Consider the following 13,750-nt stretch of genomic DNA (forward strand, 5'->3'; position numbering starts at 1 on the left):
GTCAACCTGAACTTGTTTCAGGTTCTCATTAAAGTTATGTCAAACTTAATGGATAATGAGATTCCGAAATAAATTCGGAATGACATAAAAATTATTTCTCAAAATGGGCATTCGCAAAAAAACTTTAAAAAAAAATGACAAAATATATTTATATAGTGGCTCTATTGATGGTATTCAATATAGCCAAAGCACAGGAAATCAGATACGTAAACGCCGATAATGGCCTGTTTTTAAGAGATAAACCCAGCCAGGATTCCAAACGCCTTGACAAACTGGTCTATGGAACTCAACTGGAGATAACACAACGCACTAATTTAAAACTCGATGTTCAGGATAATAATGAAATAATCTCAGGTGAATGGGTAAAAGTGTCTTGTACTGATGACATTCACAATAACCGATCCGGTTATGTTTTTAATGGTTTCCTAACAGAGGAAAAAATTAAGAAACGGTTTAGTATTGACTTTGAAGATTTCACTATGGAAATTGATAATTTGAGTGCAGAAATCATCGGTGATTCGCAAATCACAACACAGGCTTCTAATAATCTTGATGCCATTGTTGAATTAGGCGAAACTGTTGAAAACAAAACACTACGAATTAGGCATCATTCAAAATATAAAAAGATTGAAGTATTCCAAAGACACGAAAATAGTATTACCATTATGAATGATGGCCCACATTGTGACCTTACTGAATGGGAACACTACTATTCTGCCTGGGAGCCTTTAAAAACTATCGGAAAAAGTAATGTGTTCACAACAATTACCTATAAACCCAAAGCCTGGAATAAATTTATTAAGGTAGATATAGACGACTTTAAAAAGGCCGTAAAAGAACATTGTGGTGAAGCGTGGTACAATTTAGTTAAAGATGCCAAAGCTGTCAACAAGGGAGCATCAAGTGTATCGATCAGTAAAATATACTTTAAAGTGATTTTTACGACCATGCACGATGAAAAATTAGAGAAGATCATTGCTTTTGATATTCCTCTAGGATGTTAATTTGATTATATGTGAAGGTGGGCAAAGTAATAGGCTACATAAAAAAGCACAGAGTTAGGGTTACAGTATTATTACTGATACTAATGGCCTATTACTTTTGTTTACCCAAACAACTTTTTAAAGATGCTACGGCAACGGTAATCACAAGTTCGGATAATGAACTCATCGGTGCTAAAATTGCTGAAGACGGTCAATGGCGGTTTCCTCATAATGATAGTATCCCTGAAAAATTCAAAACCTGTATCATTCAGTTTGAAGACGAATATTTTTATAAACATCCGGGGTTCAATCCCATCTCCATTTTTAAAGCTTTAAGAGAAAATATAAAATCAGGAAATGTTAAACGGGGCGGAAGTACCATTACGCAACAAGTTATTCGTTTATCCAGAAAAGGGAAGTCAAGAACTTATTTTGAAAAAATAAAAGAGCTTGTTTTGGCTACCCGTTTAGAACTTCGGGATTCAAAAGAAAAAATATTGGCCTATTATAGTAGTAATGCTCCTTTTGGAGGTAATGTAGTTGGATTGGATGCTGCTTCATGGCGCTATTTTAACAGAGAGGCGAACAATCTGTCATGGGCAGAAAGCGCCACCTTAGCAGTTCTGCCAAATGCCCCAAGTTTAATCTATCCGGGAAAGAATGAAAAACACTTATTGAATAAACGCAACAGGTTACTAAAAAAATTACTGGAAAATGCTATAATCGATTCGCTTACATACCGGTTATCCATTGCAGAAAAACTTCCTGAAAAGCCATACCCGTTGCCTCAAATAGCGCCACATTTGTTGCAAAAATTGTCCAAAACACACCAGGGACAATCTATTAAAACCACCATCAACGCTTCACTACAAACTCAGATCAATAGGGTTATTAAACAGCATTATAATGTTTTAAGTCAGAACGAAATTCATAATGCTGCGGTGTTAGTTTTAGATGTTAAAACCAGGCAGGTTTTAGCTTATATAGGTAACACGCCAACAGGTAAAGCCCATCAAAAGGATGTAGATATCATTGATAAACCCCGAAGCACCGGAAGTATTTTAAAACCTTTTTTATATGCCGCTATGTTAGATACAGGTGATATATTACCTAATACTTTAGTGGCCGATGTTCCCAGTCAATTTGGAAGCTATAATCCTGAAAATTTTAATAAGACCTATGACGGTGCTATTCCGGCCAGCAAGGCTTTATCGCGTTCTTTAAATGTCCCTTCGGTCAGGATGTTACAAGCATTTGGACTGGATAGGTTTCATCATTATTTAAAAGCATTACAGTTAAAAGACTTAAAATACAATGCCAATCATTATGGATTATCATTAATTCTGGGAGGAGCCGAAAGTAATTTATGGGATCTATGTAAAAGTTATGCGGCATTTTCTTCAACTATAAATCATTTTTCTGAAACTTCGAGCGAATACTATGCCAAGGAATTTTGCGAACCAACGTTATTACTTTCTGAAAAAGTTGACTTTGGAACTTTGCAACCTGAAAAAACACTTTTTGATGCGGCTTCTATCTATCTGACTTTCGAGAGTTTAAAAAAAGTCAACAGGCCGGAAGGTGATGAAAATTGGGAGTTTTTTGATAACTCAAAACAAATAGCCTGGAAAACAGGCACCAGTTTTGGTTTTAGAGATGCCTGGGCCATTGGGACCACCAAAGATTATGTGGTGGGCGTTTGGGTAGGCAATGCTGACGGTGAAGGCAGACCGGGGTTAGTAGGTGTGCAAACGGCTGCTCCTATCCTTTTTGAAGTGTTTGATCTGTTACCAAAAAGTGACTGGTTTTCAAAACCTTTTGATGCCATGCAAGAGGTAACTATTTGTAAACAAAGCGGGCACAGGGCATCATCAAATTGTAATGACACAAAAGACACATTTATTCAAATAAGTGGTCTGAAAACCCAACCTTGTCCGTATCATGTTTTAATTCATGTTGATAACAATGAAACCTACCAGGTAAATACTTCCTGTGAAGATGTCAATAATATTAAACACAGATCCTGGTTTGTACTGCCTCCGCTTATGGCCTATTATTACAAAACTAAAAATCCGTTTTATAAGCCTTTACCAAAATTCAGAAATGACTGTTTAGGTGACCATATCGTCTCCATGGAATTTATTTATCCTAAGGAAAATAACAGTATCTTTTTACCTAAAGATTTTAACGGAAACACCAATGAAATGATTTTAAAAATAGCACATTCAAAACCTGAAAGCACCTTGTTTTGGTATATTGATGACACTTTTATTGGCAATACCAAAGACACTCACGAATTGGCTGTTTTGCCTGAACAAGGTAAACATACACTTACAGTTGTAGATGAATTTGGGAATGAAGCGAAGCGGTATTTTGAAATTTCAAATTAACGCTTCAACGTAAAATGTGCCCTGAATTGTTTTCTCTCATTGGTATTTGGTTCGTTATAGGCTATTACAAACCAATAATCATCGGTTGGCATTTTTACACCATTATAAATACCGTTCCACCCAGCCCCGTTAGGGTTAAGCTGCTTTAATAGTTTACCATACCTGTCAAAAATAAATATCTCTGCAGTGGCTAGAAAAGTATTGGGGTTCGCTGGAGCTATAATATTCCATGTGTCATGAGACCCGTCATCATTAGGTGTAAAATATTTAGGGTACCCAATCACTATAACTGTTTGAGAACTTTCAATACATCCTCTGGTGTCTCTAACCGTTACTGTATGCGCTCCTATTGAAACATTTGTGAATATAGGGCTCTCTTGCCAGGGTCCGTTATCTAAACTATATTCAAAAATCCCAGCACTTATTGTAGTAACCTCAATAATTTGATTTTCTAAAAACACTTCAGAAGTCACATTTGCTTCAAATACAGGCTCTAACAAAGCTGTTACTGTTGTTGCAGCTCGTGTTTCACACAAAGTCATGGCATTTTGAACTACAACCTCATAAATACCTGCCTGGGTTGGTGCATAACTTCCCAGATTAGCTCCCGGGATTATCACTCCACCTAAAAACCAGGTAAAATTAAAAGTCCCTGTGGGTAATCCAGTGTTAATACTTAATGGTATGGCAACGCCTCCGCCTGTATTAAAACACAAGAAGTATTCATTTTGCAAGATCACGTTAGGGTTATCATTCACTACAATGGTCATAGTAACGGTAGTTGGGCAAAATCCCGGATCCGGAGTAAACGTATATGTGGTTGTCATGGTATTATCCAATGCCGGACTCCATGCTCCCGTAACACCTTCATTGGATGTTGTGGGCAAAGGTGATAAGGTATCGCCACTACAAATTGCAGGCACTTGTGTGAAGGTTGGTGTGACTATTGGGTTGACCGTGATGGTCATGGTCTGGGTTACTGTGCACTGTCCTGCATCCGGGGTAAAGGTATAAATAGTAGTGGCCGTATTATCTAATGCCGGACTCCATGTTCCTGTAACACCTTCATTGGATGTTGTAGGTAAAGGCGATAAGGTATCTCCATTACATATAGCAGATACCTGAGTAAATGTTGGGATGACCGTTGGGGTGACCGTAATAGTCATGGTTTGGGTTATTGCACATTGTCCCACATCCGGGGTAAAGATATACGTAGTAGTGGCCGTATTATCTAATGCGGGACTCCATGCTCCCGTTATTCCTTCATTGGAGGTAATGGGTAATGGTGATAAAGTGTCTCCGCTACAAATATCTGCTACTTGGTTGAACGTAGGTGTAACTATCGGGTTAACCGTGATGGTCATGGTTTGGGTTACTGCGCACTGTCCTGCATCCGGAGTAAACGTATATGTGGTTGTCATGGTATTATCCAATGCCGGACTCCATGTTCCCGTTATTCCTTCATTGGAGGTAGTGGGCAATGGCGATAAGGTATCGCCACTACAAATTGCAGGCACTTGTGTGAAGGTTGGTGTGACTACTGTATTTACTGTTATCTGGTATACGTCAGACAAGGTATTACATTGAGGATTATTTATGGTATTTGCTGTCTCTGTTACTTTTGTCCTGTAATACATGGTATTTGTAATACCTGTAACGCTAAAGCTTTGGTTGGTTTCCCCTGCAATATCTGTCCATGTGGTGCCATCTGTACTTTGCTGCCACTGATAAAAATGATTAGCAAAAACGATCCCGTCAGGGTTAGCTGTTAGTGTAGTTGAATAAGGTGTGTCTGTACTACATATGATTGCACTACTATTTCCTAAACCATCAGTTACTGTTGTTAAATCCCCACAGGTTTTAAACTCGATATCATCTATGGCCAGATCATTACCGCAACCTCCTGTGCCATTATTTCTCATTTTTAATATAACTGCCGTTTGCCCTGGTGATGTCTGAAAAACCAAACCATATTCCTGCCAATTGGGGGTGAATGTTTCTGTAATATTACCTGTATCTCCTGATGCCAACAATACAGTATCTGTACTATCCCATATTTCAAACCTAACGTTTATGGGTATGGCTCCTGCTCCGCAAATGGTGTTTCCTATTAGCAAATTAATTACCCAGGCTGAAAACTCATACGTTGTGTTTTCGCAAAGTCCTATAATTGATGTTCTATAAAATTCTCCTGCAGCCAGCGCCGCATTTACAATAAGTAATTTACCATTGGTATCTCCTACGGTGTGATCTGGTATTTCATGCCAATCACTCCAACTACCAAACGTGCCATTAGAAACCGTATAAAATCCATCTGAAGGAGTTCCTGATGAATATGAATATGTTGTGGTACCAGACGGTAACGGATTATTTGTGGTCCCTGTACCAAAGGTTTCTGTAAATATAGGATCGCCTGAATTACCGGTACAAAAACCTAATTGAGCATAAGATCCTTGTATTAAGAAACACCCGAATAGAAACCCTATGAAAATTATTTTTTCAGTTCCAATTCTGCGCATAACCAAATACTATTTAGTAAAGAAAAATTATTTAGCTATAATATTAGAAAAGAATACAAACCAAGTAATCTATTTGTATACATTAAAGTATACAAAATACTATGAGAAGGTATCTAAAAGCAAAATTTTGTTATAAACAAACTATAATTTAGCTCTAATTATAGTGCTAACGATAGCATGATCTGATTTCCACGTACCGATTTTTTTGGCTCTTAGAATCTCTAAATCCTTAGAGGCCCATATATGATCAAGGGAAAGGAAGGGAATATTCCAAAACCAGGTTTCTCTAAATCCGTTGCCTTTTTCAGTAAAAGCATGATTAAAGTTTTCTTTTATCGGATCTAAAAATTTCGATTCATAAGGCACATTAAAATCACCCAGCACCACTGTGTTTTTTGTTTGGGTAATCGTTTCATCAACAAATTCCAGTTCCCAGCTTCTGGGCACATCAATACTGGCTGACACATCAACCGCATAAAAGTTTAAGTCATGTGTTTTGAAATTAATGACCGTTGATCCATATTTTGAGGGCATCACCTGTATTACCTGTATCGGTTCTTTTGAAAAAATACCCATTTCTTCAGCAGAACTTTCATAAAAATGATACTTGGAATAATTAGTCCTGGCTTCTTCTAAATAATCACCATGATATTCAACCAAAACCACCACATCCGGTATGCTTCCGTCTTCTTCAAATACGTCTTCAAACTCCCGATAATGTGTTGCATTCCAAAATACAACTTCCACGTCAGTTTCATCAATAGCATCAGGAAAGTGAATTTTAAAACTCCGGCTTAACCATATTATCAAAAAAATGCCTGCAATGAACAAATTGTACTTTCTAAAACTTTTACTGAGAAAAATTGAAAGTACCAAAACAATAATAATGATGGCGGGAAGCGGAAAGGTATAATAATACAGGGACGTTTGATACGTACTTTCTTTTATTATAAAGTGAATGGCTATTAGTGCCAGAATAGCCACGGCATTGATAATATGAAAAATGGGGCGTAAGATTTTAAACATCAGCGCAACGGGAACCCTTTTGCTGCCCACCAGGGGTGGACTTCAATCTCTAATCTACCAGCTTTTACCGCAGGATCAGCTTTAGCTAAACTATCGGCCATTTTTAGGGTGGGTACATTGTAAATAGTAATGCCGCGAATGTCACCATCATCTCCAAAAGGCCCGGAAATATCAGCATACCCTAACTCGTACATTTTACCTAAATGCTCTAAATGCTCTTTTTGAATTAACGCTGCTTCCTCTTCGTTTTGAGTTCTGATAGGTCCGCGTTTTAAAAAAGCAATGAAATACTGTTGCATTAAAACCGTGTCTTTGGTCTTTTCATCAACATAATCGAAAATCTGGAAACCTTTCGCTGTTAATTCTTCCTTTAATTGTTTAATAGTCTTTTTAACAGGTTCTTTAATAACCTCAACTTGAGTTGAATCTGTTGCTTCCTCAGATACCATTTCTTTAATATCCGGTAAATTGGCTTTTGACTCTTCTTTACATGATACAATGATCAGCAAAACCAAAATTGTAAATAGTATTTTTTTCATATTATCTCTTTATTTTCCCAATTGCAAAACGGATTTTTACTTAATTGAGAGTTATAATATTTTATATTTCCTGTGACTTCTTTTCCCAGCCAACCTGGTTTCTCATAAGCCTCATTTTCCGAACTCAATTCAACCTCTGCAATCACCAATCCTTCATTATCTCCAAGAAATTCATCTATCTCAAAAATATGATTTTTTACGGGCACCTCATAGCGAATTTTATCAATTACCCCTGATTCACAAAGATTTAACAAACTTTTAGCATCTTCATCGATTATTTCGGTTTCCCATTCAAAGCGCTTTAAACCATCTTCGGATGATATCCCTTTTATTGTTAAAAATCCTGTTTCGCCCTTAAGCCTAACTCTAACGGTCCGTTCTTTATGCGTGTTTAAAAACCCCTGGGTTATTCGTATTTTTCTACTGGCTTCATCTTTATAAGCATTGGAGGTCACCAAAAATTTGCGTTCTATTTCTACCATAAGTATGGCAATTTTCAATTAATAAAATTCCAAATTCCAAAAATGGCTAAATTATGTTTTGGTATTTAGAGTTTGAATTTTTGTTATTCAAAATTAATATAATTTTGTTTTTATGTCTGTTGATTTACCAATACGAAAAATTATTCATGTGGATATGGATGCCTTTTACGCCTCTGTAGAGCAAATGGATAACCCCGAGTTAAAGGGAAAACCTATTGCTGTTGGTGGTGGCGGTAAGCGTGGTGTGGTAAGTGCCGCCAGCTATGAAGCCAGAACCTTTGGTGTTAAAAGTGCCATGGCCGGAAATCTGGCAGCTAAATTATGTCCGGATATTATTTTTGTGAGGCCTAATTTTGAACGTTACTCCGAAATCTCTAAAAAAGTAAGGCGCATTTTTTATGATTATACCGATTTGGTAGAACCACTGTCTTTAGACGAAGCTTATTTGGATGTTACTCAAAATAAAAAAGGAAACCCAAGCGCTACCTTAGTTGCCAAGGAAATAAGAGCACGTATTTTTAATGAGGTTGGATTAACGGCATCGGCCGGTATTTCAATTAATAAATTTATTGCTAAAGTAGCAAGCGATTTCAATAAACCTAATGGGCAAAAGACCGTAAACCCCGAAGAAGTACTGGAGTTTTTAGAAGCACTGGACATTAGAAAGTTTTACGGTGTTGGTAAGGTAACTGCCGAAAAAATGTATCAAAAAGGCATTTTTACCGGAAAGGATTTAAAACAGAAATCACTGGAATATCTGGATGCTAATTTTGGTAAGTCAGGCAGATATTATTACCACATTGTTAGAGGCATTCACACCAATGAAGTAAAACCACATCGGACCAGAAAATCGTTAGCGGCAGAACGTACCTTTAGTGAAAACCTGTCCAGTGAAGTGTTTATGCTTGAAAAATTGGAGCATATTGCCGAGGAGGTTTCCAAACGATTAAACAAAAGCCAGGTTGCCGGGAAAACAGTGACCTTAAAAATTAAATACAGTGATTTTACACTGCAAACCCGCAGTAAAACATTGCAGTACTATATTAGTGATAAAAGTGTGATTCTTGATACTGCAAAAGATCTGTTATACCAGGAAAAATTAAATAACTCGGTCAGGTTATTAGGTATCTCATTATCTAACCTGAATACCGAAACCGAGAAGAAAGCACCGAAGGAAAAAAGCGTAAGTGTACAGTTAAAGTTTGAGTTTTAATAATTTATTATATTTAGGAATATGAAAAATAAAGTAACTGTATCCTTCAAGATTTCTTTTTTAACTATTACTCTAATACTTCTTTTATCTCCATTAACTTTTTCTCAAGAAGAAATAATTAAAGACTCTGAGATATCCACAAAAGAAATGATTTCAAAAATTAATACTGATGTAGATCCTGAATTTGTTTATGAATATGACCAGACAAAATTTGTTCCTCCAAATGGAAAAACACTGCTTATCATGGGACAAACTGTTGAAAGTATTACGGAATATCAGAATCATTTTTCTAACAAAAAAACGCCTGGTGGTTGGTCTGCTTATTGGGCAATAACAGAATTTAAAGGTGTTACTGAGAGACATAGAAATGACACTGGTAGCTCTCAAAACCATCAGATGTTAGTTAATAAATTTCCTAATACGGCCATTCAAAGTGCGCTGTGGATGGTTGGTAAATTAAGAATTCCCGAAAATGCCAGTTTGGGTTTTTATGACAAGGGCATTAAAAAATATGCCGCCTGGGCGAAGTCTGTTAACAGACCGATCTATCTCAGAATTGGTTACGAATTTGACGGACCGCATAACGCCTTAGAGCCTGCAAAATATAAAAGAATATACAAACGTATTGTAGATATATTGCGAAAAGAAGGCGCTAATAATATTGCTTTTATATGGCATTCTTACGCCTCCAGACCCTATAAAGATTATAAGCTGTCTGATTGGTATCCGGGCGATGCTTATGTGGATTGGGTGGGCATCTCTGTTTTTGGGCATGCCTACAATGCGGATTTTGGGCCTCATTGTGACACCGTTTTAGCATTTGCCAGGCAACATAAAAAACCGGTGATGATTGCTGAATCTAATCCTATTTATGGCATTGATAAAGACACTACTAAAGCTTGGGATGACTGGTTTGTTAATTACTTCAGCTTTATCTATAACAAGAATATTAAAGCGGTTAGTTTTATAAATGAAAATTGGCAAAACCTTAATATTCCCGGGATTCATGAATGGAAAGATGCCCGACTCCAGAATAATAAAAAAATATCAGAAGCTTGGTTTATGGAAACCGATAAAGAGCAATACTTAAAGCAGTCTCCTCAACTATTTAAGTTGTTGGGGTACAAAGAATAGATACTTAACTTTATAAAAATTTTCAACTAACTTCGTTTAACTATGGAAAGGATAGTTCAATATATTCAACAAGACTCCTTTCGTATGGAGGTTCTTAAAGCAATTTCTACCCTTAACCTGAATGATTGTTGGGTTGGTGCAGGTTTTATACGCAACCTCATTTGGGATGAACTTCACAGTTTCCAAAGATCTGGTTTAAACGATATTGATATCGTATATTTCGATCGAAATAAAAATCCGTTTATAGAATCTAAAATCAAAGAAGACCTTGAGACCCGCTTTCCCAAAAACACCTTTGAAATTAAAAATCAATTCTATATGTCTGAACCAAATGGCGACCCGGAATATAAAAGTACCATGGATGCCATTAGTTACTGGCCCGAAAAAGAAACAGCCATTATTGCAAGATTAAATACATCGGGAACCATAGAAGTATGCTCTCCATTTGAATTGGAATCCATATTTGATCTACACATCACCTGGAATACTAAAAGAGAACAAGCTATTTTTCAATCGCGAATACAAAAGAAAAACTGGCTTCAAAAATGGCCGCTTTTGTCAGTCAAGATTTGATAAAAACAAAAAAGACCTGTCCGCAAGCAAACAGGTATAGGAAAGTGCAGTTCATTGTGGTGTCTGAAGTTCTCAAAGACACCACAGTAACACTATAAATATTTTCTAGAAACTACAGGATTTGATCTCTGTAACGCGTAAGGTATTCACCATACCTTTATCTTGTATTGGCATGGCTGCTAAACTCACCAACATATCACCGGCATCTACATAGCCTTTTTGGCAGGCTATTTTGTTTACGTCTTCAATGGTTTCATCGGTGCTGACAAACCTGTCGTAATAAAAAGCACGAACACCCCAAAGCAAACTAAGGCGCGTTAAAATACGCTTATTAGAAGTAAAAACAAGAATGTGACACGATGGCCTCCATGCCGAAATTTGAAATGCGGTATAACCACTATTTGTTAAGGTTGAAATAGCTTTAGCATCAATTTCATTGGCCATATTGGCGGCATGATAACAAATAGATTTGGTAATATAACGATTGGTACGTATATGTGGTGGCAATTGCGGCACTTTTATTAACGGAGAATCCTCAACACTTTTAAGAATGTTAGCCATTTGCCTGATGACCTGCACCGGATAATTACCTACCGATGTTTCTCCCGAAAGCATTACGGCATCGGCACCATCCATTACGGAGTTAGCCACATCGTTAACCTCTGCCCTGGTAGGTGTTAAGCTGGAAATCATTGTTTCCATCATTTGCGTAGCAATGATTACCGGAATTCTGGCTTTCTTAGCGCGTAATACCAATTGCTTTTGAATTAAAGGAACGTCGGCAGCCGGAATTTCAACACCCAGATCACCACGAGCTACCATGATACCGTCACAGTGTGTCACTATTTTATCGATATTCTCAATAGCTTCCGGCTTTTCAATTTTCGCTACAATGGGGATTTTATAATCACTGTGTTCATTGATTAGATCACGCAACTGCATTAAATCTTCTGAATGACGCACAAACGATAAGGCTATCCAGTCTACACCCTGACCAATTGCGAAAATAGCATCATTGATATCTTTCTCTGTTAATGCCGGTTGCGATATATTGGTATTTGGCAGGTTTACTCCTTTCTTAGATTTAAGTGGGCCACCCTGAATGACTTTGGCTTTTACTTCAGATTTTTGGTCCGTTGAAACCACTTCAAAAATTAATTTCCCGTCGTCTAAAAGAATGCTTTCTCCTGGTTTTGCATCTTGCGGAAACCTATCATAGGTCATGTAAACACGCTCTTTGGTGCCTTCAAAGCGTTCACCGGTTGCAAAGATTATTTCATCACCCGGATTAACCACTACCTCTTCTTTCATCACACCAACACGAAGCTTTGGTCCTTGTAAATCTGCTAAAATGGCGGCAGTAAACCCATATTCTTCATTAAGTTCGCGAATCATTTTTATACGTTCGGTCACATCATCATAATCGGCATGGGAAAAATTTATTCTGAAAACATTAGCACCTTCTTCAAGCATCCCTTTCAAAACTTCTTTACTGCTTGTTGCCGGTCCTAATGTGGCTACTATTTTGGTTTTCTTTCTTATTGACATTAGCTAAAAATTAAATGGTCCTTAGATTTTAGTTGATTAGGTTCAATACTATAGGCTGTGGCCACTTGCGGGATTTTTAATATACTGTTTAAAATATACTTTTCTTTACTAAAATTGAATTCGTTATCTATCTTCAAAAAATAATTAACGCTTTTATATTCCGGTATTAAATGATTGGTTCGGGTTATTTTTTCCTGTACGTTAAACAACGAATCATCATTACCTTGTCTATAATCTTCCGTTTTACAAACATTGGATACTAAACTCCAAATGGTTTGCTGTTTGCAATCTTCCCATTCATAAATGGAATAGGTTAATGCTCCATTTTGGAAATCCAGATCAGATGCTTTCCTGGTAAGCGTAATACCTAAAAACTTATTTAACAGATATGCTAACCTATAATCTTCAAGGGTGCAATGTATTGCAATTAAAGTAAATAGGTCTTCATCAATAGCATCTAAAACAAGTTTATGAACAGCCATACCCTAATTTTTCGGCGTAAATATAGTATTTAATATGCTGAATTGTAAAGGGTTTTACCTAATCTTAAAAATAAAGCTAACTAAAACGTTATAGTTGACTTCTTTTGTAAATAAAATGTTATATCATTTTTGAAATTTTGTTCTGAAATGCAAAAAAAGCACGTTTTGAAGCTTTTTCTTCGGCCTTTTTCTTTGAAGTTGCCCTGGCTTTGGCCACTATTTTTTCATCAATGGAAAGCTTTACGGAAAAGTGTCTCACATCATCATTTCCCGTATCTTCATAAACATTATACCCAAATGTTTTCTTTTCTTTCTGGCACCACTCTATAAGTAAGCTTTTATAGCTTATGACTTTGCCCTCAAGCTTTTCAATATCCACATACGGAATTATAACACGTTTGAATATAAACTTTTCACAGTATTTATAGCCTCGATCTAAAAAGATAGCACCCACAAGTGCTTCAAATAAATTACCGTGAATATTATCTCCAAATTGTCCTGCAGGAATTTTGCTTTGTACTAAATTAATTAGGTTTAACTCTTTACCTAATTCATTTAAATGCTCTCTACTTACAACCTTAGAGCGCATCTTTGTCAAGTAACCTTCATCGCCGCTTGGCACCTCCTGATACAAGTGCGAGGCAATAACGGCACTTAACATGGCATCCCCTAAAAACTCTAACCGCTCATAATTGATAGCGTTACCCCCACTATCTTTTATGTTCATGGAGCGATGGGTGAATGCTGTTTTAAAATACTCAATACGTTTGGGTTTGAACCCAAGAATCTTGGTTATTTGCATAAAAAAATTCCCGTTGCGTTTAAAACGGGAATTTAATATGTTACGAATGTTTTTCATCT

At 36.8% G+C, this 13,750-nt stretch carries 12 protein-coding genes; 5 read left to right on the forward strand and 7 right to left on the reverse strand.

Translation table 11 applies throughout. The annotated features are described in order from the left end of the window. Nucleotides 1–134 precede the first annotated feature (134 nt). The gene (locus Q0983_RS07315; RefSeq protein WP_299550760.1) at nucleotides 135–1,004 is read left to right on the forward strand and encodes an SH3 domain-containing protein; all 870 of its coding nucleotides are present in this window, start codon (nucleotides 135–137) and stop codon (nucleotides 1,002–1,004) included. A 17-nt stretch (nucleotides 1,005–1,021) separates the two neighbouring features. Next, nucleotides 1,022–3,373 carry a penicillin-binding protein 1C gene (pbpC, locus tag Q0983_RS07320; protein ID WP_299550762.1) on the forward strand — a complete coding sequence of 784 codons (2,352 nt, stop codon included), beginning with the start codon at nucleotides 1,022–1,024 and terminating at the stop codon, nucleotides 3,371–3,373. Here pbpC and Q0983_RS07325 read toward each other — a convergent pair. The 4 genes from Q0983_RS07325 to Q0983_RS07340 all read right to left on the reverse strand — a co-directional run bounded on the left by Q0983_RS07325 (nucleotide 3,370) and on the right by Q0983_RS07340 (nucleotide 7,939). After that, a complete protein-coding gene (locus tag Q0983_RS07325; RefSeq protein ID WP_299550764.1) occupies nucleotides 3,370–5,892 on the reverse strand; it encodes a T9SS type B sorting domain-containing protein in 2,523 nt (840 codons plus the stop codon). The two genes, pbpC and Q0983_RS07325, sit on opposite strands and share 4 nt — an antisense overlap. Nucleotides 5,893–6,033: 141 nt before the next feature. Beyond that, nucleotides 6,034–6,918: an endonuclease/exonuclease/phosphatase family protein gene (locus Q0983_RS07330; protein ID WP_299550766.1), complete on the reverse strand. Its 885-nt coding sequence runs from the start codon at nucleotides 6,916–6,918 to the stop codon at nucleotides 6,034–6,036. Further along, entirely contained in the window at nucleotides 6,918–7,457 is a 540-nt protein-coding gene (locus Q0983_RS07335; protein ID WP_299550768.1) for a YciI family protein, read from the reverse strand. The genes Q0983_RS07330 and Q0983_RS07335 overlap by 1 nt, the downstream gene beginning before the upstream one ends. Beyond that, the gene (locus Q0983_RS07340) at nucleotides 7,454–7,939 is read right to left on the reverse strand and encodes a CYTH domain-containing protein (protein WP_299550770.1); all 486 of its coding nucleotides are present in this window, start codon (nucleotides 7,937–7,939) and stop codon (nucleotides 7,454–7,456) included. Before Q0983_RS07340 ends, Q0983_RS07335 begins: the two co-directional genes overlap by 4 nt. A gap of 112 nt (nucleotides 7,940–8,051) precedes the next feature. On the opposite strand from Q0983_RS07340, the gene dinB reads away from it, so the two are divergent. The 3 genes from dinB (at nucleotide 8,052) to Q0983_RS07355 (ending at nucleotide 10,859) form a co-directional block, all read left to right on the forward strand. Continuing rightward, complete coding sequence (gene dinB / locus Q0983_RS07345) at nucleotides 8,052–9,152, forward strand: DNA polymerase IV (RefSeq protein WP_299550772.1); 1,101 nt, start codon at nucleotides 8,052–8,054, stop codon at nucleotides 9,150–9,152. Between the two features lie 147 nt (nucleotides 9,153–9,299). Beyond that, the gene (locus tag Q0983_RS07350) at nucleotides 9,300–10,286 is read left to right on the forward strand and encodes a glycosyl hydrolase (protein WP_299550774.1); all 987 of its coding nucleotides are present in this window, start codon (nucleotides 9,300–9,302) and stop codon (nucleotides 10,284–10,286) included. Nucleotides 10,287–10,370: 84 nt separating this feature from the next. Beyond that, nucleotides 10,371–10,859 carry a nucleotidyltransferase family protein gene (locus Q0983_RS07355; protein ID WP_299550776.1) on the forward strand — a complete coding sequence of 163 codons (489 nt, stop codon included), beginning with the start codon at nucleotides 10,371–10,373 and terminating at the stop codon, nucleotides 10,857–10,859. Nucleotides 10,860–10,964: 105 nt separating this feature from the next. Here Q0983_RS07355 and pyk read toward each other — a convergent pair whose 3' ends face one another. From pyk to rnc, 3 genes are all read right to left on the reverse strand, one after another. Beyond that, entirely contained in the window at nucleotides 10,965–12,407 is a 1,443-nt protein-coding gene (gene pyk / locus Q0983_RS07360) for a pyruvate kinase (RefSeq protein ID WP_299550778.1), read from the reverse strand. Beyond that, on the reverse strand, nucleotides 12,407–12,889 hold the full coding sequence (locus tag Q0983_RS07365) for an IPExxxVDY family protein (protein WP_299550780.1): 483 nt from the start codon (nucleotides 12,887–12,889) through the stop codon (nucleotides 12,407–12,409). Before Q0983_RS07365 ends, pyk begins: the two co-directional genes overlap by 1 nt. A 118-nt stretch (nucleotides 12,890–13,007) precedes the next feature. After that, entirely contained in the window at nucleotides 13,008–13,748 is a 741-nt protein-coding gene (rnc, locus tag Q0983_RS07370) for a ribonuclease III (RefSeq protein ID WP_299550782.1), read from the reverse strand. Nucleotides 13,749–13,750 lie beyond the last annotated feature (2 nt).

This window comes from Seonamhaeicola sp. (assembly GCF_028281565.1).
In the GTDB taxonomy this organism is placed as follows: Bacteria; Bacteroidota; Bacteroidia; order Flavobacteriales; family Flavobacteriaceae; genus Seonamhaeicola.